The sequence below is a fragment of the Saccharococcus sp. Marseille-Q5394 genome (assembly GCF_946901335.1).
Taxonomy (GTDB): Bacteria; Bacillota; Bacilli; order Bacillales_A; family Planococcaceae; genus Sporosarcina; species Sporosarcina luteola_C.
Map to the genome: position 1 here is coordinate 41,754 of NZ_CAMPPQ010000002.1, position 23,247 is coordinate 65,000.

Here is a 23,247-nt window from a genome sequence, read left to right on the forward strand (position 1 = left end):
TGAAGAAAAGAGCTGCACGGCGTCTATAACGACAACCATGCAGCTCCTCCTTTGTCAGTCGTACGTGAGATGGGTGGAACTTAGCTGTCGTTCCTTTTTTCCGCTACTCCACGCTCAGCCATTTGAATGGCATGCTTCACCATATTACCAGCGTCACGTGATTTAATGCCTCCCCAACCTTCCCGCTGAACAACATCGTAAAAGCCAAGCTCTTTCGCAATTTCTTCCTTCAAGTGCTCAGACATTATACTCCGTCTTCTTGCCATTAGGTTTTCCTCCTTTTCGACTGACAATTCTAGTATGGGCATTGGCAATAAAAAAACACCTATGCGTCTCCGTTAAAGGATGCATAGGTGTTTTTAAATAAAAACAATACATGATTGCTATAAAAAACTATTTGACGATGAACTCAGTGGCGTCTCCGTCATCCAGAACTGTTATTTCGACTGCTTCAGTCAAAATATCCGCGTAGCTGTAAGACACCCTTTCAAAAGCATTCTCATCCTGGTCCAGTTCAACAACAAAAACTGCCCGATACGTCTCACGAAGGACTCCGGCACGTTCGATCGTTTTCTTACGGCCGCCGTTTGCTCTTAAGTGCAAACGTTTCCCCAAATGAGCATCCAATGACTTCTTAATGTCCGCTAATGTTTTTGGCACGTCGCTTACACCTCACTGGATACTAGTATAACACTTTTAAAAAGTTCTGTCAATTAAAAGAAGAATTTTATCAGTAAAACGTTGTCGTTGTCAATTCTTTTTTTGCTTTTTTCAATTGTTTAGACAGCGAAACACCCTGTTGTCACTGTTTTTTGAAATCCGCATACAAGGCATTCGACAACTCTCCGAACTCCTTAATGGATAGCGTCTCGCCTCTTCTGCCCGGATCCATACCAATCCGCTCAAATGCCTCAAGAATCTGCTCCTTCTTCGCCTTCCCATCAGGCAAGGAGGATTGCAAGTTGTTCAGCAGTGTTTTTCTCCGCTGTACGAATGAACCTCTTGCCACCTTGAACAGGAAGTCCTCGTCTTTCACTTCCACTGGAGGCCCCGCTTTTTTTGTCAGATTCAAAACCGCTGATTCGACATTCGGCTGCGGGATGAATACCGTTTTCGGCACAATCATCGCAACTTCGGCATCCATGTAATATTGGACCGCGATCGATAAGGATCCGTATGCTTTCGTACTTGGGGATGCCGTAATGCGGTCCGCCACTTCTTTTTGCATCATGATCACCATGCCGCGTATCGGAACTTTTCCTAGTAAAAACTTCATGATGATTGGCGTCGTCACGTAATAAGGGAGATTTGCTACGACGACAATATCGTCAAATCCGCTGAATTGCTCCTCGATGATCTTTTTCAAATCCGCTTCCAGGACATCCTGGTTGATGATGGTGACATTATCATACGGCGATAACGTATCTTCCAGCACAGGAAGCAGACGGCCGTCAATTTCAAATGCAACGACCTTTCTCGCAGTTCTCGCAAGGTGCTCCGTCAAAGCCCCGATGCCCGGACCAATCTCGATGACACCCGTCTTATCGGTCAAGCCGGCATGCGATACGATATTACGTAAAATATTCGGGTCTATCAAAAAATTTTGACCTAAGCTCTTTTTGAATGAAAACCCGTGCTTCTCCAATATTTCCTTTGTTCTTATAGGTGTTGCTATATCCCTATTCATGGCCATCCTCCTCGTGCAGGACTTTTAATGCCTCCATTAATTGATGTTGCCCAATCCGGAACATTTCAAGTCTCTTTTTCAAACCTTTACCGTTCACTTGTCCAATTTGCAGTATTTCGCTTAGCTGATCGCGCCGTTTTTTTGCGTCGGGATGTCCAACAAGCCTTGCCTCCAACAGGACCCGGAGAGGGATCTCCTCAACGGGTTGTACATCGACGGAGTAGACGGCCCCAAGAGCTTTTTGGATGTCCTCATCCTTCGCATGCTCAATGCCAAGTCCTTGCCCATTCTTGGCAATTGTTTTCGCTTTCTGCAAAAAGGCATGTTTGACGCCTGGAATCCGTTCTTCGATGATGGAACGGATTCTTTTGCCCGGGAAGTCGGGATCGGTAAATACGATGACTCCTCGCGTTTCCTGGGCGTGCTTGATTTTATTCAATGTCTTTTCATCGATTGCCGATCCATTCGTTTCGATTGTGTCGGCGCCTGTTGCCCTCTTGATGGCAATCGTGTCGGATTTGCCTTCGACGACGATGATCTCCTTAATGTTCACTATGACCCTCATTTCGTTACGTTACGTTTGTTTAATTTTACGCGTCAAAGCAGTCGTTGTACAGTCAATCGAACAACGATGGGTTTGATCTGCCGCCACTACGTAAAGATGAAAAAACCGCGGGACTGGTTAAGTCCCACGGATCGATGTGGAAAAACATGACTACTATTGGAATTAGTCGATCACTTTGACTTTCACGGTACGACGGCCGAAATTGTACGCTGCCGTCTTTGTAGGGACATGAAGGTCAATCCTTTTCCCTTTGATCGCACCGCCAGTATCTCCTGCGATGGCATATCCGTATCCTTCAACCCAGACTTTCGAGCCGAGCGGAATGACACTAGGATCCACCGCAATAACTTTCAGATTCGGATTGGCCTTCAGGTTGATGCCTGTTGCCGTGGTCCCGGTGCAACCGTTACAGTGCGCAGTATAGGCAGTGGCAGTAACATAAAACTCTTTCCCGCCGGAAGGTGCTGCCGAACTGCCGCGAGACACAGCGACATTGGATTTTTTATTGTAGGCGCTTGCCACTACTACTTTGGAACCGACCGCAACAATTTTCTTTTGCGGTTCCTCAATGACTCTTTCACTCAATAACGTACGAGATACTTCCTTGCCATTCTCTTTGACAATTTCAAACTTGCGTTCAACGGATCCCTTCTTGCCTTCTTGGACGACTTTTTCGCGTCCTTTCAACAATTTAGCATCACTTTTCGTTACAACCGCAAAGTTTGTTGGCTCTTCCACTACATCGGTGACCTTTTCTACGCGTACGACTTCAACTATAGAACCTGGCTTCACGAAACCGTCCGCCTCGTGGTTCAGCTTGTCGTTTTCATTCAATTGAATGTTTTCTCTCTTTAAAAAGTCAGCGACCGTAGTCGAAGTTGACCACATTTGTTTCTCTTTTCCGCCATCGATAAGCGTCAATTGGAACGCTTTTTGAACATTGATGTGTAGATTTTCCCCAAGGTTTTCATTCAGATCTGGGGTAACCTTGTCATGATCGGTAAGGTTAATGTCGGCCGCGGCTAAAATATCACCGACGTTCCGATCCGTCGTCCAAATCTTTTTTGTTTCCTTGCCTGTTTGAATCTCTACTTGCTTTGCCTGTTCCCACCTGATCGATAATCCTTCCTCGATCGTGGTATTCACTGAGGGTGTTACTAAATCGTGTTCGGCAACTTCGATATCCCTACTTGCTAGAAGTTGCCCAACTGTATGTTCAGATGTTTTTATTTCAATTTGCTCATCGTTCACTTGTAGTGTGACCGATTTCTTGGATATTTCGTGAAGAACAAGTGAAATGATTGAAACGAATAGCGCAAACACAAAAGTAACAATCGCTATTTGTTTACTCCTCAATGACATCGAGAACAGATTTTTCATGGTGCTTTTTGTCATGAAAAAACTCCTCCTTTATCACTCGGCAAATTATAAAGCTTCCTTTTCGACGTGTCAACCCAATAGGTTATCAACTATCCCCCATGGAATGGATAAAGCCGGTCGGGAAGCTATACAATCACCCTTCGCATTAATTTGGAATACGGAAGATCTTCAACGCATTTTCGGTCGTTCGTTTTGCCACCTCTTCAATCGGAATGTCCTGTAGACGGGCAATTTCCTCCGCCACGAGCGTGACGAGCGCCGGCTCATTCCGTTTTCCACGGTGAGGGTGGGGAGCAAGGTAAGGAGCATCCGTTTCAATTAATAAATGATCCAATGAAATATCGGTTGCAACTTGCTTCGGCATTTTTGCATTTTTAAAGGTGACTGGGCCGCCAAGTGAAATAAGGAAATTCATCTCAATGCATTCTTTCGCAGTCTCAACACTGCCGCCATAGCAATGCATGATGCCGCCCGTAATTCGAGCTTCTTCTTCCTTCAGGATCCTGACGACATCTCCGGTCGCGTCGCGATTGTGGATGATGACGGGAAGATCGACTTTTTGCGCGAGTCGGATCTGCTTCCGGAATAATTCCTGCTGAATATTCTTTGGCGATTTGTCCCAGTAATAGTCCAGACCGGTTTCCCCGATGCCAACGACTTTCGGATGCCCCGCCAGAGATTCAATCCACTCCAGATCCTTGTCAGTACAATCAACAGCGTCTACAGGGTGCCAGCCGATGACAGCGTAAATGAACGGGTATTGCTCAGCTAGCTCCATTGCCTTCTCGATCGTCACCCTGTCGAAGCCGACGACGACCATTTTACTGACACCCGCGTCAAGTGCGCGTTGAATTACTTCTTTTACGTCTTCATTATATTGGTCTGCATTTAAATGAACATGAGTATCGATATACATTGATGTGTCTCTCCTCACAGATTTCATTGTATTTCAATGGATTATGACTTTCGTTACAATATGTTAACAAATTGGTTAAAAGATAAAGACGGCGCCTCTTTAGGAAACGCCGTCTGTTTTTATTCATTTCACTTGTGCACCGTTTTCCAATGTCGGATCGACTGTTGCCAGTTTTAGAATCCCATTGGAACTACCGGCCAATATCATCCCTTGTGACAATTCTCCGCGTAATTTCACCGGTTTTAAATTAGCGACGACGATGACTTTCTCGCCAATCAAAGCTTCCGGTTCATAATGCTCGGCGATGCCTGAGACGACTTGACGCTGTTCGTAGCCCAAGTCGAGTTGAAGCTTCAGCAGCTTGTCTGCTTTCGGGATTTTTTCACATGCAGTCACGGTCGCGACACGTAAATCAACTTTCATGAAGTCGTCAATCGTAATTTCTTCTGCCTCTTCCTCGATTTTTACAGGCTCTTCAACCTGCTTTTCCTGAGGAGCAGTAATTGCCATCTGGTCACGGATATAGACGATTTCCACTTCCGGATCTAGACGTGGGAAAATCGGAACCCCTTTTTCGACAACTTTGGTTCCTTCAGGAATTGCTTTGAAATCTCCTAGTGTTTCCCACGCTAGCAATGTTTCATCCAATCCAAGCTGTTCAATGATTTGAATCGGCGCCTTCGTCATGAACGGTTGCAGGAGCACTGCGATTTGTCGGAGCGATTCAGCAAGATGGGTCATGACAGATGCCAATTTCCCTTTATCCGCTTCGTCTTTTGCAAGAACCCATGGAGACGTTTCATCGACGTATTTATTCGTACGTGAAATAATTGTCCAAAGCTCAGAAAGGACGACACTGAACTGCATTTTCTCCATCGCTGCTTCGTATTTTCCAATCGCAGTTGTTGTGAAGTCACGTAAAACATTATCGAATTCGGTCGCTTCAAGGCTTTCAGTCGGAATGACGCCGTCGAAATATTTATTGATCATGGAAACTGTCCGATTCAATAAGTTTCCAAGGTCATTGGCTAAATCATAATTCGTGCGCTCCACGAATGATTCAGGGGAGAATGTTCCGTCTTGTCCGAACGGCAATTCCCGAAGAAGGAAATAGCGCGTCGCATCCAAGCCATAACGATTCACAAGCATTTCAGGATAGACGACATTCCCTTTTGATTTGGACATTTTGCCGTCCTTCATCATGATGAAACCATGGGCGAACACTTTTTTCGGCAATGGCAAATCAAGAGCCATGAGGAAAATCGGCCAATAGATCGTATGGAAGCGGACGATATCCTTTCCGACAACATGCACGTCAGCCGGCCAATATTTCTTGAATAGCGAATCATCATCTGAGTCGTATCCGAGTGCGGTAATATAGTTCGTCAACGCATCGACCCACACGTAAATGACATGTTTCGGATCTCCAGGCACTTTGATGCCCCAGTCGAATGACATGCGCGATACGGATAAGTCTTCAAGTCCCGGCTTGATGAAGTTGTTGATCATCTCGTTTTTCCGAGATTCTGGCTCGATAAAGGTAGGATTGTCTTCATAGTATTGCAGAAGCCTGTCTGCATACTTCTTCATATTAAAGAAGTATGATTCCTCCGACACCTTCTCCACTGGGCGATGACAATCTGGACAGTTGCCGTCTTCAAGTTGCGCCTCTGTGAAGTAAGATTCACAAGGGACACATTTCCACCCTTCGTACTCACCTTTGTAAATGTCACCGTTATCAAGGAATTTTTTAAAGATCTTTTCGACGGCCGCTTTATGCCGCTCCTCCGTCGTTCTGATGAGGTCATCATATGAAATGTCCATCAGTTTCCAAAGATCGATAGCGATATCCGCGATTTGGTCTACATATTGCTGCGGCGGAAGGCCTTCCTCTTCCGCTTTCTCTTGGATTTTCTGTCCGTGCTCGTCCATTCCCGTTAGGAAATGTACATCAAATCCACGCAATCTTTTATAACGGGCCATCGCATCCGAAGCAACGGTCGTGTAAGCTGTTCCAATATGAAATTTCCCACTCGGGTAATAAATGGGAGTCGTAATATAAAATGTTTTTCGTTGTTCTTCCACCAAAATACCTCCTGTGTTTCAATCTATACTATCCATATTACTTAAATTTCAACAAAAGTGCTATGTAGATACGCAGTAAATCGTCAAATCGCGCATAAACCTCTTGAAATGATCATAAATCGTCAATAATGCACATAATTATGCCTAGCGCCGCATAAACACCCGCAAACGCTCATAAGCCGCTTCAAATGCGCATAAATGCAATGATTTCACGTATTAATCAATTACGCCTCGTTTGCTTGCTGAATTAAGTTAAATTTCCTTATTAATGCTCAATCCATCCACCATTCCCATTTCCCTAAATACAGCCCTGACTAATTACTAAATGCCTCGTCATTACTAAAAATATAAACATCCAAAGTCCTGTTTCCTTCAAATAATCTATTATTCTATACATAGTATTGAGCTAGTTTTATTGACGTTAATTGGAAGACTTGGTATGATACTTGATAGACAAGAGGAATATGTCGAATCTTGCCGAAAATTTAAATCTTTGTAGGAGGAAATCCTTTAATGAAATCTACTGGAATCGTTAGAAAAGTCGACGAGCTTGGACGAGTCGTCATTCCAATCGAACTTCGCCGCACACTTGGCATTGAGCAGAAAGATGCTTTAGAAATCTATGTTGATGACGACAAAATAATCTTAAAGAAATACATGCCGAATATGACTTGTTCAATCACAGGAGAGGTGTCCGACAATAATTTGCAGCTTATTGACGGAAAGCTGATTTTAAGTCCTGATGGTGCTAAACAACTCATTAAAGAGATCGAAGAGAAGATAAAATAATATTATTAAAATGATAATGATTTGAATCCAGAACAAGTACTCGTTCTGGATTTTTATTATACATTCCCGCTCACATGGTACTCCTGATAGACATCCCTTTTTGACATTCCTCTTTCCAATGCCACCAATTTAATTGCTTCCTTCGATGAAACGCCTTCTTTATCCATCACCATTTCCACATGCGAGTGAATACTTATATCCTTCCACCAATTCTCCACTGCTTCCTCAACGTCTTCATTCCCAGCAATAACGATACAAAATTCCCCTCGGATTTCATTAGACCCCGCCCAGTGAACGGCTTCCTCAAGGGTTCCACGGAGAATCTCTTCATACCGCTTCGTCAACTCCCTCGCCAACACAACTTGCCGTGAACCGCCGAATGCTTCGGCAAGTGCTTTGACCGTTTCCTTCAAGCGATGGGGAGCTTCATACAGAAGCAGAGTCTCTTCCTTTTGCTTCAGTTTTTGTAATTGCTCATTGCGCTCCTTTTTCTGCCGGGACAGGAATCCAATAAAAGAGAATGGCTGTGTCTGTAGCCCGGAAGCAACCAATGCACTGATGGCTGCGTTGGCTCCAGGGACCGGAACGACATCAAACCCTTCTTCAATCGCTTTTGCAGCAATGTCATTCCCCGGATCGGATATGCATGGCATCCCTGCATCACTCACTAAGGCGACCGTCTTCCCTTCCGCCAATAAAGAAAGGATTTTCTCTCCACCTTTTTCAAGATTATGCTCATGGTAGCTCATAAGCGGCGTTTTTATCTCGAAGTGGTTGCATAGCCTGATTGTGTTCCTCGTATCTTCCGCCGCTATCATATCCGCTTCCTGCAGGATCCGGATCGCCCGGAATGTCATATCCTCCAAATTGCCGATCGGCGTCCCGACGAGAAACAGCTTTGCTACACCTGCTTCAGCGCTCTTCTGTGATTTCATCGATATGCTGCCCCTTCCTCATATATCGTTCCTTAGCGGAGCGTGTCAATTGCTTGAATTGATACTCTGCCCGCATCGCATCACGCTTCGTTTCATAACTTTCCCGGTAAATGAGACGGACTGGAAGCTTAGCACGCGTGTATTTTGCGCCCTTTCCTTCATTATGAGTACGGATACGCTTTTCCAAATCATTTGTATAGCCTGCATAGTAAGAGCCATCATTGCATTCAAGGACATAGAACAGATGCTCATTCATCTTGTCCATATAATAAAAGCCTCACTTCTTCGGTATACTCCCCGTCTTCACCATATACATAAAGAGGCGGCAATATCTTCAAATCAGGCTTCCCATCTTTTATTCCTTCAATTAACAACGTATTCGCCTCTTTACCTTCTTTCGGATACACGAACCGGATTCTTTTCGGTTCAAGCCTGTTCGCCCGCATCGCTGTCACAATATCCAGCAGCCTGCCCGGCCGGTGAACGAATGCTGCTTTCCCGCCCTGCTTCAACAGCTCACTGGCGGACTGTACGGCTTGTTCTAGGGTCAGACGGATTTCATGCCTTGCAATGGCAACATGTTCTTTCAAGTTTTTCTCACTCGCTTCAATAGCAGGGAAATAAGGTGGATTGCAAGTGACCGTGTCATATTTTTCATAGCCGATTTTCCCTGCAATGCCAATCACATCGTCATTCACAATAGTGATCTGTTCATTCAACTTATTATAGCCAACACTTCTCCGTGCCATATCCGAGAGCTTGTCCTGCAATTCAACTGCAATAATATCAGCATTCGTCCGGGCACTAAGAAAGAGCGGAATGGCTCCGTTGCCTGCGCATAAATCGACAATCTTCCCCGAACGGATCGGTACATATGCAAACTTCGCAAGCAGGACAGCATCGAGCGAAAAAGAAAAGACAGAAGGACTTTGAATGATCCTCAGGTTTTCCGCCAATAGATAGTCCAGTCGTTCATCATCTTTCAATAAATTCTCCATTCGGTTCTCCTCCAATAAATAAAAAAAAGCCGATACCTACATGGTTATAGGATCGGCTCAGCTCAAGCATTCTGTTTGCTCAGGAAGGATAGGCAGAACAAACAATCTTCCCCTTTACGACTGCTTCCGTAATGGACATTGCAGACGTGATATCCTTCATTGTATATCCTGGCCAGGTTGTCCACCCCTTCGCCGATATCGACTCTATGGGGCTTCTCAGGCGGTCGTTTTTTATCCATCAATTGAGTTTGTTCAGTCAATTCTTCAAGCCGTGTCCGGAGATGATGGTTTTCCAGTTGAAGTGAGTGGTTCTCTTCCGTCATCTTCGCCACAAATCCAATAAGTTCCCGGAATTGCTCATGCATGGCTTCGAGCTGCTGCTCAAACTCCATCACTCTGTCGAGAAAGTTCCCTTCTTTCAACTATTTCACCCCATCATTTCGTCAATTGAGCTACTGAGTTTTTCCGACTCTCTATTTCTTCCCATGAATATTCCAAGACTTGCTCCTGATCCGACAAATTCACTTGCAAAATTCGCTCAAGCAAATTCAAGCCGACCACTTTCCCCGGCCCTTCAGGCGTCTGCACCCTTTCCCCGATATCAGGCATGAGAGCTTTTGCCTCTTCATATTCATCGTTTTCGTATTTCAGGCAACACATGAGACGTCCGCATAATCCGGAGATTTTGGATGGGTTGAGTGACAAGTTCTGATCCTTCGCCATCTTGATGGAGACAGGTTCAAAGTCGCCCAGGAAGGTCGAACAGCAGAGCATTCTGCCACACGGTCCGATTCCACCAAGCATTTTCGCCTCATCACGGACGCCGATTTGGCGCAATTCGATGCGCGTCCGGAAAATGGCAGCAAGATCTTTTACGAGATTCCGGAAATCGACCCGCCCTTCCGCTGTGAAATAAAAGACGATCTTATTACGGTCAAATGTATATTCCACATCTACAAGCTTCATTTCAAGCTCATGCTCACGTATCTTCTCAACACATTTACCGAAGGCCTGCTCAGCATCCGCACGGTTTTCATCCACTTGGATCTGGTCTTCTACAAGCGCCTTGCGAATAATTTTCTTAAGTGGCAAGACGACATCATTTTCATCGACTTCCCTCACAGAACTAGCGACTTTTCCGTACTCGATACCCCGTGCTGTTTCGACGATGACATAATCACCGACAGTAAGCGGATAATCGAGAGGATCGAAATAATATATTTTACCCGCTTTTTTAAAACGGACTCCTACGACTTTATACAAGCGTTAACCCCTCCTGCAAATTGAGCACCAGCTGCTCCATTAAAAGTGTACGGTTCATATTGCCATACAGCTTTTTCTTCGCTTGCAGAATTGCTTCCATATTGGCCGATAGACGGCTATATGTCATCTTCATCGAAAGGCTCCTGAAAATCTGCTGCTGATCGGGAAATGCTAATTCCGATTGCAGTCCGGCTTTCATCGAGACGATATCACGGTATGCATAGAGAAGCAAGTCAAGACCACGTTCTACGTCTTCCTTCTCTTTCATTGCCGGCAACCATTCTGATTGGATGAATAGAAGCGCTTCATTTACATTGCGATCTGATGCCTCAATCAATTTTACCACTGTTTTTCGTATGTGTGCAAATTGATCATTTTCCGCAAGCTGTTTCGCTTGCCCGATATCCGCTGTCATCATCGTAACCGTCGCTGCCATCGAGGCGGTAATCCCTGCTTCAGTCAATTTTGCAATCATCTCTTCACGCCGCGGCGGAAGAAAACTAACGCGCTGGCACCTCGATTGAATTGTCGGAAGGATTGACTGATAGGAATCGGTCAGAAGTATCGCCGTCACTTCCCCTTCAGGTTCTTCCAGGAACTTCAAAAGCGTATTGGCTGCCGAAGTGTTCATCCGGTCCGCGCGGGAAATGATATATAGTTTACGTCCCGGCTCATACCCTTTTCGCGTCATTTTCATAATCAACGACGACATCTGTTCTTTTTTAATGTCTTGTCCATCCGGTTCAATCTTCGTCACATTGGGGTGATTTCCCGAAGCAACCCGTCTGCAGTTGCGACATGTTTCACATGGAACAGCATCTTCAGGCCTCTCGCAAAGCAAAAGCTTCGCGAAATGGATGGCTGCCACTTCTTTTCCAGTGCCCGCCTCTCCATCAAATAGATAGGCGTGGCCAATCCGGTTATTCCGAAACGTCGCTTCCAGTCTGTCGATGACGGCCTTTTGCCTTTGCTTGATGCTAATTTCCATGCACGTACCTCCTTGCACCAAAAAACGTGTAAAAACACGGGTCATCTATATATATTAATGAGAAGTCCTTTGATTTCCCCGATTTTCCCTAGTAATTCGACAGATGTCTGCTCATCATTTAATAAGGCTTCCGCCAATTCAATGAGCTTCTCATCAATTGTCTCGACAATGTTCAATCGACGTCCTTCGCCGAATTGATTCCACGTATGTGATTGTTTCAAGCCCATCCCGGATTCAACCGACTCCTTCAGGAAGCGTCGGACGAGCATCTTGAATTTCGCCATATCCCGTAAGTTCCGTGAACGGGCAAGACGATCCCCTGCAGAAGATATATCTCCAAGAAGTTTTGTAATTTGTTCTCCGTGCAGGCGTTCTTCCTGTTGCAGAACCATTTGGCCGAACCGGGCATTCCCTTGCGTCGGACGCAGCGGATCATTTCTGAACTTATCGGGCCCGGTCCGGAACTCACCATTCACTTTCATTTCTACTTCACCTCATTTCATCAGAAATGATGAAATTGTTCAATCGGTAAGACGAATACTGTGGCACCGCCAACTTCCACTTCTACTGGGTAGGGAATATAGGAGTCAGCGTTGCCACCCATTGGAGATACGGGAGCGACCATTTGATCGCGCGAACGGCAATTTTCACGAATTAATTCCAAAGCTTTTGGAACGAGGCTGTCGTCCGTTCCGATGAGGAAGGTTGTGTTTCCTGACCGCAGAAACCCTCCAGTACTGGCTAGTTTCGTAGCGCGAAAATCATTTTTCGTTAAAGCCGCCGATAAGCGGTTGCTATCTTGGTCCTGTACAACTGCCACAATCAATTTCACGGTACCCTCTCCTTTTAGCTTTTTCTTCCTTCTAGACTCCGGATGGCAGATGCTCGGGTCATAAGACAAAGCTGTTGCGTGGCAAAGACCGCCACTTCACATCTTTGTCTTATGCCTGTCGCATCTAACCGCCATCCTCCGCTTTAGTTTATTATATCATGAATCCTGTTTATTAATGAGTTGAGAACTTATAATTTTCCAAACATTTTCAGTTACTTCAGATAATGGTTTGCTGGCGTCTGTGCTGATGATGCGATTTGGGAACTGTTTGAGCAATAGTTGGTAGCCTTCGTAAACCTTTTCGTGGAACTGTAAGGTTTCGTTGTCCAGTCGATTTTGTTCCCGTTCTCCGCTATCTGCAATTCGCTGGAGTCCCTCTTCTGGTGTGATGTCGAAGAAGATTGTCAGATCTGGCATTGTGTCTCCAATGGCGAATGAGTTGATTGTCATGACGCCCTCCATGCCAAGCCCTCTTGCATAGCCTTGATAGGCAAGCGAGCTGTCGATGAAACGGTCGCAAAGGACGATCTCTCCTTCTAACATTGCCGGGATGACTTTTTCGACGAGGTGTTGCCTGCGCGCTGCGGCATAAAGCAGTGCCTCGGTCATGCCATCCATTTCCTGATGTTCATTGTCATGTATGATTTCCCGGATTTTTTCCGAGATGCGGATGCCCCCCGGTTCGCGGGTAAGGATGGCTTTTTTCCCTTCCCGTTCCAGTCTCTTATATATTTCTGCAATGACAGTTGTTTTACCTGCACCTTCGGGACCTTCAAAGGTAATAAATATCCCTTTATTTAACATAGTATGCCTCCGTCAATCGATGATCACTTGTATTTGTCTATCATTCGCCCGAATGGCGCCTTGAAATTTCGCATTCATTTGCAAGTATTGTAAAAGCGTCGTGATATGCCGCTTTGTTACCATTTCTCCTCCAAGGAGCAACGGAATGCCGGGCGGGTAAGGAATGATGGAAGCTGCCGCGACATAACCGACAGCTTCTTCTATTGACTTCCATACGGTTTCTCTCCCATGAAGTTCTTGTGGGAGATAGGTCAGAGTGGATACCCCTTCATCCGCCGGTATCGATTCGTCCATTAACTCCAGCTCTTCCTTCATCGGCAAGCTTGCGACGGCAGCTGCAATTCTTTGAACGCTTTCACTGAATGGATACTCATTACTCTTTTTCAGCAACGGCAGAACGAATAGCACCTGAAACGGATCAGCAAGTTCGGCGAAAACTCCTTCCATTTCAAGCCTTGCAAGTAGTTCGAACCCTGTATAGCCTTGGACTCGCAGCAATAACTTCAAAGGGTCGTCCGATTCTACGATCCGCAATGCCGGAATGGTGAGTAGGTTGCCGATGAAGGCTCGACGCTTTTCCAGGAAATCGACTTGATCTTCCTTCGTATAGGACTCGGCGTATGCCCGTGCATCATCTAGCGACGCCATGAGTAAATAGGATGGGCTGCTCGATTGGAGCATGCCCAAATAATGCGCTATCCTTTCAGGAGAGATGATTATCGACCTGATATGTAAAAATGACGCCATCGTCATGGCGGGTAATGTTTTATGGGCTGAGTGCACAACGACGTCCGCGCCTAGCTCCAATGCGGATTGCGGAAATGCATCTCCTGCGACAAAATGGGCTCCATGCGCTTCATCGACCAAAACAGGGATGCTCTTCTCATGACTGTAATGAATAATGTCCGCAAGCTCGGTGCCTGCCACTCCATAGTAAGTCGGATACGTCAGGACGACCGCCTTGGCATCGGGATACGCTTCTATCGCCTCTTTCACTACTGCAAAGCGGACTGCACCCGGCGTATTCGAATGGGCATCCCAAGCAGGCGATACAAAGACCGGCTTGGCGCCTGTCAATTCAATCGCATGAAAGATCGATTTATGTGCATTCCGCTGCACAATGACCGTATCACCAGGTCTGCACGCTGCGTACATCATTGCTAAATTGCCGACCGTCGATCCATTGACGAGAAAGAAGCTCCGGTCGGATTGATACAAAGCCGAAAGTCGGTGCTCCGCTTCACGGATCACCCCGGACGGCTCATGCAAGTCATCCAACCCTTCCAATTCCGTCATATCGTATGGCAGTACGGACTGCATTTCTTCCGGCAAGCCGGACAGCAGTCCGTTTTTATGACCCGGCACATGAAAGGAGATCGGCCGCTTTTCCTTGAACTTGCTAAGTGCTTGAACAAGCGGTTTAGTTTGTTCACTCATTACGCTTCACACTTCCTTTGTATCTATTATAAAGGAAGTCGGGACAGTAAGGGTGAAAACTCCTTCTTGGAAATGAAAAAACCGGGTTGCCCCGGCACTCATACATATTTCATTCTCGATAATCCAACGGACAGGAAAATGACGGCGAAACCGAGCAATACAATGAGCGGCATGAAGATGTCCCCGACAGTGCCACTGTCGGCAATCAGCGTCGTCAAACCTTCCATTGCCCATGTCTGCGGGACAAAGTTGGCGATTTTCTGCATAACGTCAGGCACCATGCTGATTGGCCAATAGACCCCACCAAGCATGCATGTTGAGATGATCACCAAAGTGCCAATGGCGTTTTGCTGCTCAACCGTCTTCACAAGGCTTGCAATGGCAATTCCGAGGCCTACGACACAAAGAAGCAAGACCGTTACGAGAAGAAGCAATGCTACTGGTGACCCCCAGTTGACGTCAAACAACGTGGAAGACAGCAAGATAAGAAGGAAAAACTGAATCCATCCCACTACGAAGAAGGATAGGAAATAGCCAAGCAGCACTTGGAAACGGGTTACGGGTGTCGTAAACAATCTCGACCAGATTCCAGCCTGCCTCGCTTCAATCAGCGTGCCTGACATTGAAAGCATCATGATCATAACGAACATGATGGAGAATCCCGCAGAGCTATAGGAGATGCCCATCATCGGATGCCCAGTGGATGCATTTGTTTTTTGTTCGGTCCATGCTTGGATACGCCCTTCATTTTCCGTGATCCGCCCGTAGACGGATTCCCAACTTTCATTGAAATAGAAGCCTCCAACCTGCGACGCCGCAACGTAAATATCTACGGCTTGCATTGCCTGATTCACTTGTTGTTTGACGAGTGGCGCTGTCGACATGCCGAGTGAAGGTTGAAAGGTGGCGGCTGGCTTTTCGTTGCGAAGCTTAGTAGCAATTCCTTTTTCCAGCGTTACAATGCCTTGCACCTCATTACGCGCCAACAACTCCTCCGCTTCAAGAGCATTAACAAGCTCATAGGAAATCATTTCATCCATCATTAACTTCTGAATGACGTCCTTAGAAAACGCTGTCTGTTCCTCATCGACCAATGCGATGCGAATTGTTATATCGGCATTCTTCCCAAAAATACTGCCGAACAGAAACGTGAATAGCAGCGGCATCCCAAGCATTAAGACAATCGACGATTTCTTCTTGAACGTCCGTTTGATTTCAAACAGACAAATCGATAAGATTTTCTTCATTCCATATACCTCCTAAGCAATCCGGCGCCCGAGCCGAATTGAACTGATGAAAATGGATACAATCCCTACGCCGATCAACACCCCTGCCGGCAGCCATAACGCGGACCAAGAAGTTCCTGTCATGATTGATGTGTAGCTCGTCAATGCCCATGAATTCGGCGTCGCCATGGCAATTTTCCGCATGACTTCGGGGAATAAAGAGAGGGGCAGCATCGAACCGCCAAGCAATGCCATTACTTGGACACCCATGGTTCCAACGATATCCGCCATTTTCTCGTTTGTCGTAAAGGCAGCTACAACCATCGCCAATCCCGCTACTGAAAAGATGTAGAAGAAGGTGATGAAGAGGACTTGCAGGATGGATGGGCCCCAGTCAACCTTCAGCAAGAAATGTGTAGCCCCCATGAAAATCAGAAATTGGATCCATGCAAATAGAAATGCACCGATGAACTTTCCTGTTAGAATTGAACGAACAGACGTCGGCGTCATCATCAATCGCGACAGTGTTTCACTCCGCTTTTCCTGATGAAATGACTTTCCACCTGCCATAGCGTTGAATAGAAGGAACATCGCCGCCATGGCTGCAGCATAGTACTGCATGGAATTCACCGATTCTTCTAGTGAAGGCTCACTAACATACGTCCGTTGTTCATTCATAACCTTCTCAATCGAAGTCGTAAGCTGTTGTTGGATGGCTTCCATGTCAACCTTGCTGCCATCACTAGACAACGCCGCAGCCTCCGCCATGACTGTTGTTGTGGAGTTTGCGATTGCCTGCGACATTTGAGCAAACGTCTCTATCATCTGCCGGATGAGGGTCGCCGCTGTTTCCTGCCCGGTGGTTGGCAAGATGATAGCCCTTTCTGTATCAGAATCCCATTCAGCCGGTAAAAGTAGGCCGACGTGGACTTCCCTTTCCTCCATCCAATCCAGCAGTTGTTTCTCCGATTCCGCCCGTTCGACTGTAATGGCAAGCCCGTCTTCTCCCAGCGCCCGGATAATACTTTCCGCCATTTCATTCGATTCGGGTGAATAGACGCCTAAAACGGTTTCAGGCATGCTTCCTCCACCCATCACCCCTTTCAAGGCGGATCCTAAAATGACAGTCAATATAATCGGCATGAGGATCATCATGAGGATCGCTTTACGGTCTAACAAGTGAATCTTCGCATCTTTAACAGCTATTAAAAGGCTCTTCATTGCAGTCCCTCCTATTCACGCAAAGAGCGTCCTGTCAGTTGCAAAAATAATGTCTCCAAATTCGCTTCCTTGAGCTGCATATTGTGTATCACGACGCCCGACTGGCTAGCAAGCAAGATCACGTCTGCTACGATTTCCATTTTCGATTGCAAATGCACATCGAGCTCCTCGGCTGTCTGGACAATGACCTTTTCCACCCCATTCAGCTTCTTTACCTGCTCGATAAATGAAGGGTGCAAGGAACCGAATGTAAGCTTTAACACAATTCCACCCGCCAAACGATTGTTTAAATCCTTCTTCGTGCCGCTTACGATGAGCTTCCCTTCATCAAGGATCGCAATCCGCTTGCAAAGAAACTCGACCTCTTCCATATAATGACTCGTGTAAATGACCGTCAGTCCTTGTTCATTCAATGATTTCACCGTCTCCAAAATATGATTCCTCGATTGAGGATCGATACCGACTGTCGGTTCATCCATAATGAGCAGTTGCGGTTCATGCATAAGCGCGGCCCCGATATTGATCCGCCGTTTCATCCCGCCCGAAAAGGTTTCGATCCTGTCCTTACCGCGTTCCGTCAGACCAACGATGTTAAGGACTTCCTTCGCACGGGCCTTCGCTTTTTTGCCGGATAGACCGTACATCTTTCCCCAAAACATCAGATTGTCCATCGCGGACATCGTCGGATAGAGGGCAATGTCTTGCGGTACGACTCCTATCATCTGTTTGGTTTCCTTCAGATGCTTGCCGACAAGTTTTCCATTAACCCGGATTTCCCCTGCGCCGTTTGGAATCAGTCCGCATATCATTGAAATGAGCGTTGACTTCCCCGCGCCATTCGGACCGAGCAATCCGAACGACTCCCCTTTTTCGACTTGAAAAGAAATCCCTTTGATGACCTCATATGCACCGAAACTCTTTTTCACATCCGTAAGTGTTAGCATTCTCCGCAGCCTCCTTCTTTACTTCAATTTTATTGTGGAAGCCTCTCCCTTACATCGAGCGCGCGATAGATTTTAAAGGCATGAAAAAAACGACACCAATGTGCCGTTTCTCATATACGTATGCAGAAAGTAATGTCAGAATGTCGTTATGCCATAGCGGACTGCATAAATTGCCGCCTGTGTCCGATCACGAAGTCCCAGCTTCTGAATGACGTTCGAAACATGGTTCTTTACCGTTCCTTCGGTAATGAATAACGCATCCGCAATTTCTTTATTGTTTAATCCTTCTCCAAGGTGAGTCAGGACCTCCGCTTCCCGATCGGATAACTCCTCTAGCCCTTTCGGCAGTACACCCTGGCTAGTTTGACTCTTCATTCTAAGCTCCGTCAGCACCTGCGAAGTAAATTCCTTCGGCAGCACGACACCGCCATGATAGACGGTAAGGATCGCCTGAACAATCGTATCCGTCGGCATATCCTTCAATAAGTAACCGTTCGCCCCTTCTTCAAGCGCATCGAATATGTATTCACTGTCGTTGAACGTCGTCAGAATCAATACTTTCACATCCGGAAGGCTGTCTTTTAGTAACCTTGTTCCTTCAACGCCATTCACGCCGGGCATCCTGATATCCATTAAAATGATATCAGGTAGAAGCTCCACCGCTTTATGTAACGCATCCTTACCATCCACCGCCGTCCCAACTACTTCAATCTCGGGACGCAAGCCCAGCAACGTGCTAAGCCCTTCCCGCACCAATGGCTGGTCGTCGACAATCATAATTTTTATCATCCCATCACCCCCGACGATATCTGTTTAAGCGGAAAGGCGATCATAATTCTAAATCCTTCCCCTTCAAAGCTTTCGATTGCAAATGAACCCTCATGCTCCGCAACACGTTCTTTCATATTGATCAAACCGAAATTCGGTATAAAATTCTCTTCCCCTTTCCCATCATCCTTTATTTCTATATGGATCGCTTCTTCACCCATTTGGATCGTTACGATGCATGTATCCGCATTACCATGCTTTTTCGCATTTGTCAGGCCTTCTTGCACAATCCTTTTGATTGTCGGCTGCAACGATTTCGGAATCCTAGCCACGTCGACTGTTAACATAAGCCGGGTTTCCATATATGTCATCGATGAAAATTCATACATAAGCTCCTGTAGATCGTCACGAAAGGAAACTTTTTCATTATCCTCTTTCAATGTCCGGACAGACAACCGTATTTCATGAAGTGCATCCCGGGTTAGCTGCTCACAAACGACGAGAACCTCTTTCGCCTTTCCCGCATCCCTCTCGACCATTTCGCCTGCCACTTGCAACTGTACAACCAATGCCGTCATTTTATGGCCTACGGTATCATGAATTTCGCGCGCTATCTCATTCCGTTCCCGAATTGCCGTCAACTGCTCGACTTGCTCGGCATATTCCCGTAGCTGCCTGTGCGCCGCCTGCAAAGCATCGTGGGATTCATTCAACTGCCCATATTGAACAGAAATCGTCTCCTTCGCATGATGAAAATTTCGGATAAGGCTACCGACGAAAGCACCATAGAAGACGAACATCCCGTTCACAATATTACTCGATAGCGAAAATACACCTGTTTGTGCATATAACCGCATACTGATTAGTATCCATACGGTAACAAACGTCCCTGAAAAAAGTCCGAGCAGTTTTTTACGGTCATACAGTAAGAAAACGGTTGTTGAAAGGACACCGAAAAAGATTAAATACAAATAACCACTCTCAGGGAATAAAAAGCCGAACCCCGTGATGACAATAAAGTCGATTGACGAACAAAGTATCCTCGTCTTCTCCCGGACGTCGGCCATTTGAATAAAATGGCTGATAATGAATAGGGGAATGGCAGAGATTATGAAGACAGTTCGAAAATCCACTATGCCGTTCGTCATTTGAAGGAAATATCCGCTTAAAATGACTAACATGGCTACGCGCACTAAAGAGAATAAAAACAGAGAGACACTTTTCACTACCACACCCCCACTCTATTTGTTTATGCTAATTCACGGGTCCGTATATCGTAATGAATTAACCAGTCATGGTGTCCATGACAACGAAGACAATGGTTTTTCCATGTTTCTAGTAATGCACCCACTCGATGTCTATTCTCTTAATCATGTACTATTCATATTTTTTAAGCAATAGCGCCAAGAAAATTATCACTAATGAGGTATCTTTTTCACTCATCCGTCTGAATATTAGTATAATCAGATTGAGCTAAGATTATTTTTTAGTAAGGGGGCGATTTTTTTGAAGCTGAAAATTTTTACTTGTATTTTTTTGAGTATGGTTATTCTAGTTAGTGGGTGTTCTGCAAATGAAACAGTTGAAGGCAGGTTCGATTTACCTGAAGATATACCAGAATTCGTGGTTAACAGTAATTTCGAGAATATTGATTGGGAGAATAAAGCTGTTGCATTCAATGGCAATATTATTGGCAATGAAAACAAATCAGGTGTTATTGGTGCCAATATGCCGAGCATCACTACAAAACAAAAGTGGATGTGGCACCTTTGGGGGATTGAGAATCCAACGGCAACCAATCTCACAGTTGTTGGCCTACACAGAGAAACAGGCACTGTCCATCAAGTCTTAACGTCAGGTTGGACTACTGGCCTTGCAGGAGAGAATAATGGAGCAGATGCACACACACCTTCCCATGTGCAAATTCCCATGGCAGGGGAGTGGGCAATATTGCTTTATGCTAATGGAGATTTATTTGATGTGTTGATCTATGAAATTAATGAATGATGAGTAATCATTGGGCGTGGAACAGTACTCATTGGGCGCGATATGGCTGGCTTTGAGCGCAAGATGGTTGGCTTTGAGCGAGGAACGACATTTGTTGAGCGCGGATTCAACTTCATGAGCGCGGGACAATAATACAATTCTAATCAAATCCTGAAAATCAAGGATTAATAAACACAAAAAAACCATCCCCAATTGGAGATGGCCTTTGCCCGGCGACGTCTTACTCTCACAGGGGGAAGCCCCCTACTACCATCAGCGCTGAAGAGCTTAACTTCCGTGTTCGGTATGGGAACGGGTGTGACCTCTTCGCCGTCGTCACCAGACTATGTATGAACGATACTTGTTCGTTCAAAACCGGATAAAACCAACATTGTCGCTGAACTTCAAGTTCAACCGTACTTAAATAACATAAGGTTAAGTCCTCGATCGATTAGTATCCGTCAGCTGCACGTGTCGCCACGCTTCCACCCCGGACCTATCCACCTCATCTTCTTTGAGGGATCTTACTTACTTGCGTAATGGGAAATCTCATCTTGAGGGGGGCTTCATGCTTAGATGCTTTCAGCATTTATCCCGTCCATACATAGCTACCCAGCGATGCCTTTGGCAAGACAACTGGTACACCAGCGGTATGTCCATCCCGGTCCTCTCGTACTAAGGACAGCTCCTCTCAAATTTCCTGCGCCCGCGACGGATAGGGACCGAACTGTCTCACGACGTTCTGAACCCAGCTCGCGTACCGCTTTAATGGGCGAACAGCCCAACCCTTGGGACCGACTACAGCCCCAGGATGCGATGAGCCGACATCGAGGTGCCAAACCTCCCCGTCGATGTGGACTCTTGGGGGAGATAAGCCTGTTATCCCCGGGGTAGCTTTTATCCGTTGAGCGATGGCCCTTCCATGCGGAACCACCGGATCACTAAGCCCGTCTTTCGACCCTGCTCGACTTGTAGGTCTCGCAGTCAAGCTCCCTTATGCCTTTGCACTCTACGAATGATGTCCAACCATTCTGAGGGAACCTTTGGGCGCCTCCGTTACACTTTAGGAGGCGACCGCCCCAGTCAAACTGCCCACCTGACACTGTCTCCTGCCCGGATCACGGGCAAGGGTTAGAAGTCCAATACAGCCAGGGTAGTATCCCACCATTGCCTCCTCCGAAGCTGGCGCTCCGGATTCCAAGGCTCCTACCTATCCTGTACAGGCTGCACCGGAATTCAATATCAGGCTACAGTAAAGCTCCACGGGGTCTTTCCGTCCTGTCGCGGGTAATGCGCATCTTCACGCATATTATAATTTCACCGAGTCTCTCGTTGAGACAGTGCCCAGATCGTTACGCCTTTCGTGCGGGTCGGAACTTACCCGACAAGGAATTTCGCTACCTTAGGACCGTTATAGTTACGGCCGCCGTTTACTGGGGCTTCAATTCGAAGCTTCGCTTGCGCTGACCTCTCCTCTTAACCTTCCAGCACCGGGCAGGCGTCAGCCCCTATACGTCACCTTACGGTTTTGCAGAGACCTGTGTTTTTGCTAAACAGTCGCCTGGGCCTATTCACTGCGGCTCTCTCGGGCTTTAACACCCTACCAGAGCACCCCTTCTCCCGAAGTTACGGGGTCATTTTGCCGAGTTCCTTAACGAGAGTTCTCTCGATCACCTTAGGATTCTCTCCTCGCCTACCTGTGTCGGTTTGCGGTACGGGCACCTCCCGCCTCGCTAGAGGCTTTTCTTGGCAGTGTGAAATCAGGGACTCCGGGGATAATTCCCCTTGCCATCACAGCTCAATGTTATAGGAACGGGATTTTCCTCGTTCCACACCTCACTGCTTAGACGCGCATGACCAACAGCGCGCTCACCCTATCCTTCTGCGTCCCCCCATTGCTGATAACGGCGGGGAGGTGGTACAGGAATATCAACCTGTTGTCCATCGTCTACGCCTTTCGGCCTCGACTTAGGTCCCGACTGACCCTGAGCGGACGAGCCTTCCTCAGGAAACCTTAGGCATTCGGTGGAAGGGATTCTCACCCTTCTTTCGCTACTCATACCGGCATTCTCACTTCCAAGCGCTCCACCAGTCCTTACGGTCTAGCTTCAACGCCCTTGGAACGCTCTCCTACCACTGACACCATAGGTGTCAATCCGCAGTTTCGGTGATCCGTTTAGCCCCGGTACATTTTCGGCGCAGCGCCACTCGACCAGTGAGCTATTACGCACTCTTTAAATGGTGGCTGCTTCTAAGCCAACATCCTGGTTGTCTGGGCAGCGCCACATCCTTTTCCACTCAACGGATACTTGGGGACCTTAACTGGCGGTCTGGGCTGTTTCCCTCTCGACTACGGATCTTATCACCCGCAGTCTGACTCCCAAACATAAATCATCGGCATTCGGAGTTTGTCTGAATTCGGT

24 protein-coding genes and 2 rRNA genes (1 of these 26 cut by a window edge) are annotated in these 23,247 nt (G+C 46.6%); 2 read left to right on the top strand and 24 right to left on the bottom strand.

Annotated features, from left to right (window positions below):
* Positions 1–80: 80 nt before the first annotated feature.
* The 7 genes from OC538_RS10665 to metG all read right to left on the bottom strand — a co-directional run bounded on the left by OC538_RS10665 (position 81) and on the right by metG (position 6,633).
* The gene (locus tag OC538_RS10665; RefSeq protein WP_251697061.1) at positions 81–266 is read right to left on the bottom strand and encodes a small, acid-soluble spore protein, alpha/beta type; all 186 of its coding nucleotides are present in this window, start codon (positions 264–266) and stop codon (positions 81–83) included.
* Positions 267–393: 127 nt separating this feature from the next.
* A complete protein-coding gene (veg, locus tag OC538_RS10670; RefSeq protein ID WP_251629891.1) occupies positions 394–660 on the bottom strand; it encodes a biofilm formation stimulator Veg in 267 nt (88 codons plus the stop codon).
* 142 nt (positions 661–802) lie between these two features.
* On the bottom strand, positions 803–1,687 hold the full coding sequence (gene rsmA / locus OC538_RS10675) for a 16S rRNA (adenine(1518)-N(6)/adenine(1519)-N(6))-dimethyltransferase RsmA (protein WP_251697059.1): 885 nt from the start codon (positions 1,685–1,687) through the stop codon (positions 803–805).
* Positions 1,680–2,240: a ribonuclease M5 gene (gene rnmV, locus OC538_RS10680; RefSeq protein WP_251697057.1), complete on the bottom strand. Its 561-nt coding sequence runs from the start codon at positions 2,238–2,240 to the stop codon at positions 1,680–1,682. The genes rsmA and rnmV overlap by 8 nt, the downstream gene beginning before the upstream one ends.
* 174 nt (positions 2,241–2,414) lie before the next feature.
* Positions 2,415–3,647, bottom strand: a complete 1,233-nt coding sequence (locus tag OC538_RS10685) for a G5 and 3D domain-containing protein (RefSeq protein WP_251697055.1) — start codon at positions 3,645–3,647, stop codon at positions 2,415–2,417.
* A gap of 130 nt (positions 3,648–3,777) precedes the next feature.
* On the bottom strand, positions 3,778–4,548 hold the full coding sequence (locus tag OC538_RS10690; protein WP_251697053.1) for a TatD family hydrolase: 771 nt from the start codon (positions 4,546–4,548) through the stop codon (positions 3,778–3,780).
* Positions 4,549–4,671: 123 nt separating this feature from the next.
* Positions 4,672–6,633 (bottom strand): methionine--tRNA ligase, encoded by a 1,962-nt coding sequence (gene metG, locus OC538_RS10695; protein WP_251697052.1) that lies wholly within the window; start codon positions 6,631–6,633, stop codon positions 4,672–4,674.
* A gap of 513 nt (positions 6,634–7,146) precedes the next feature.
* Here metG and OC538_RS10700 point away from each other — a divergent pair.
* Positions 7,147–7,422 carry an AbrB/MazE/SpoVT family DNA-binding domain-containing protein gene (locus OC538_RS10700; RefSeq protein ID WP_251629903.1) on the top strand — a complete coding sequence of 92 codons (276 nt, stop codon included), beginning with the start codon at positions 7,147–7,149 and terminating at the stop codon, positions 7,420–7,422.
* 56 nt (positions 7,423–7,478) lie between these two features.
* On the opposite strand, the gene rsmI is transcribed toward OC538_RS10700, so the two are convergent.
* From rsmI to OC538_RS10775, 15 genes are all read right to left on the bottom strand, one after another.
* Positions 7,479–8,357 (bottom strand): 16S rRNA (cytidine(1402)-2'-O)-methyltransferase, encoded by an 879-nt coding sequence (rsmI, locus tag OC538_RS10705; protein ID WP_251697050.1) that lies wholly within the window; start codon positions 8,355–8,357, stop codon positions 7,479–7,481.
* On the bottom strand, positions 8,335–8,613 hold the full coding sequence (locus OC538_RS10710) for a GIY-YIG nuclease family protein (RefSeq protein ID WP_410055883.1): 279 nt from the start codon (positions 8,611–8,613) through the stop codon (positions 8,335–8,337). Before OC538_RS10710 ends, rsmI begins: the two co-directional genes overlap by 23 nt.
* On the bottom strand, positions 8,606–9,355 hold the full coding sequence (locus OC538_RS10715; RefSeq protein ID WP_251697047.1) for a tRNA1(Val) (adenine(37)-N6)-methyltransferase: 750 nt from the start codon (positions 9,353–9,355) through the stop codon (positions 8,606–8,608). Before OC538_RS10715 ends, OC538_RS10710 begins: the two co-directional genes overlap by 8 nt.
* Positions 9,356–9,417: 62 nt before the next feature.
* Positions 9,418–9,777 (bottom strand): DNA replication initiation control protein YabA, encoded by a 360-nt coding sequence (gene yabA, locus OC538_RS10720; RefSeq protein ID WP_262175356.1) that lies wholly within the window; start codon positions 9,775–9,777, stop codon positions 9,418–9,420.
* Positions 9,778–9,790: 13 nt separating this feature from the next.
* A complete protein-coding gene (locus OC538_RS10725; RefSeq protein WP_251629919.1) occupies positions 9,791–10,618 on the bottom strand; it encodes a stage 0 sporulation family protein in 828 nt (275 codons plus the stop codon).
* On the bottom strand, positions 10,611–11,606 hold the full coding sequence (gene holB, locus OC538_RS10730; protein WP_251697045.1) for a DNA polymerase III subunit delta': 996 nt from the start codon (positions 11,604–11,606) through the stop codon (positions 10,611–10,613). Before holB ends, OC538_RS10725 begins: the two co-directional genes overlap by 8 nt.
* Before the next feature lie 41 nt (positions 11,607–11,647).
* Complete coding sequence (locus OC538_RS10735; protein ID WP_251697043.1) at positions 11,648–12,088, bottom strand: YaaR family protein; 441 nt, start codon at positions 12,086–12,088, stop codon at positions 11,648–11,650.
* Positions 12,089–12,108: 20 nt separating this feature from the next.
* Complete coding sequence (locus tag OC538_RS10740) at positions 12,109–12,438, bottom strand: cyclic-di-AMP receptor (protein WP_060206001.1); 330 nt, start codon at positions 12,436–12,438, stop codon at positions 12,109–12,111.
* A 156-nt stretch (positions 12,439–12,594) separates the two neighbouring features.
* Complete coding sequence (gene tmk / locus OC538_RS10745; RefSeq protein WP_251697041.1) at positions 12,595–13,242, bottom strand: dTMP kinase; 648 nt, start codon at positions 13,240–13,242, stop codon at positions 12,595–12,597.
* A gap of 12 nt (positions 13,243–13,254) precedes the next feature.
* Positions 13,255–14,679, bottom strand: a complete 1,425-nt coding sequence (locus tag OC538_RS10750; RefSeq protein ID WP_251697039.1) for an aminotransferase class I/II-fold pyridoxal phosphate-dependent enzyme — start codon at positions 14,677–14,679, stop codon at positions 13,255–13,257.
* A 98-nt stretch (positions 14,680–14,777) separates the two neighbouring features.
* Positions 14,778–15,926 (bottom strand): ABC transporter permease, encoded by a 1,149-nt coding sequence (locus OC538_RS10755; protein ID WP_251697038.1) that lies wholly within the window; start codon positions 15,924–15,926, stop codon positions 14,778–14,780.
* 12 nt (positions 15,927–15,938) lie between these two features.
* Entirely contained in the window at positions 15,939–17,126 is a 1,188-nt protein-coding gene (locus OC538_RS10760) for an ABC transporter permease (protein ID WP_251697036.1), read from the bottom strand.
* 11 nt (positions 17,127–17,137) lie between these two features.
* Complete coding sequence (locus OC538_RS10765; RefSeq protein WP_251697034.1) at positions 17,138–18,070, bottom strand: ABC transporter ATP-binding protein; 933 nt, start codon at positions 18,068–18,070, stop codon at positions 17,138–17,140.
* A 135-nt stretch (positions 18,071–18,205) separates the two neighbouring features.
* On the bottom strand, positions 18,206–18,859 hold the full coding sequence (locus OC538_RS10770) for a response regulator (protein WP_251697032.1): 654 nt from the start codon (positions 18,857–18,859) through the stop codon (positions 18,206–18,208).
* Positions 18,856–20,064 carry a sensor histidine kinase gene (locus OC538_RS10775; RefSeq protein WP_251697030.1) on the bottom strand — a complete coding sequence of 403 codons (1,209 nt, stop codon included), beginning with the start codon at positions 20,062–20,064 and terminating at the stop codon, positions 18,856–18,858. Before OC538_RS10775 ends, OC538_RS10770 begins: the two co-directional genes overlap by 4 nt.
* Before the next feature lie 280 nt (positions 20,065–20,344).
* Here OC538_RS10775 and OC538_RS10780 point away from each other — a divergent pair, with 280 nt between their 5' ends.
* A complete protein-coding gene (locus tag OC538_RS10780) occupies positions 20,345–20,845 on the top strand; it encodes a DUF4871 domain-containing protein (RefSeq protein WP_251697028.1) in 501 nt (166 codons plus the stop codon).
* Between the two features lie 207 nt (positions 20,846–21,052).
* On the opposite strand, the gene rrf is transcribed toward OC538_RS10780, so the two are convergent.
* Both rrf and OC538_RS10790 read right to left on the bottom strand, forming a co-directional pair.
* Positions 21,053–21,168, bottom strand: a 5S ribosomal RNA gene (gene rrf, locus OC538_RS10785).
* Between the two features lie 87 nt (positions 21,169–21,255).
* A 23S ribosomal RNA gene (locus OC538_RS10790) occupies positions 21,256–23,247 on the bottom strand (it continues 942 nt past the right edge of the window).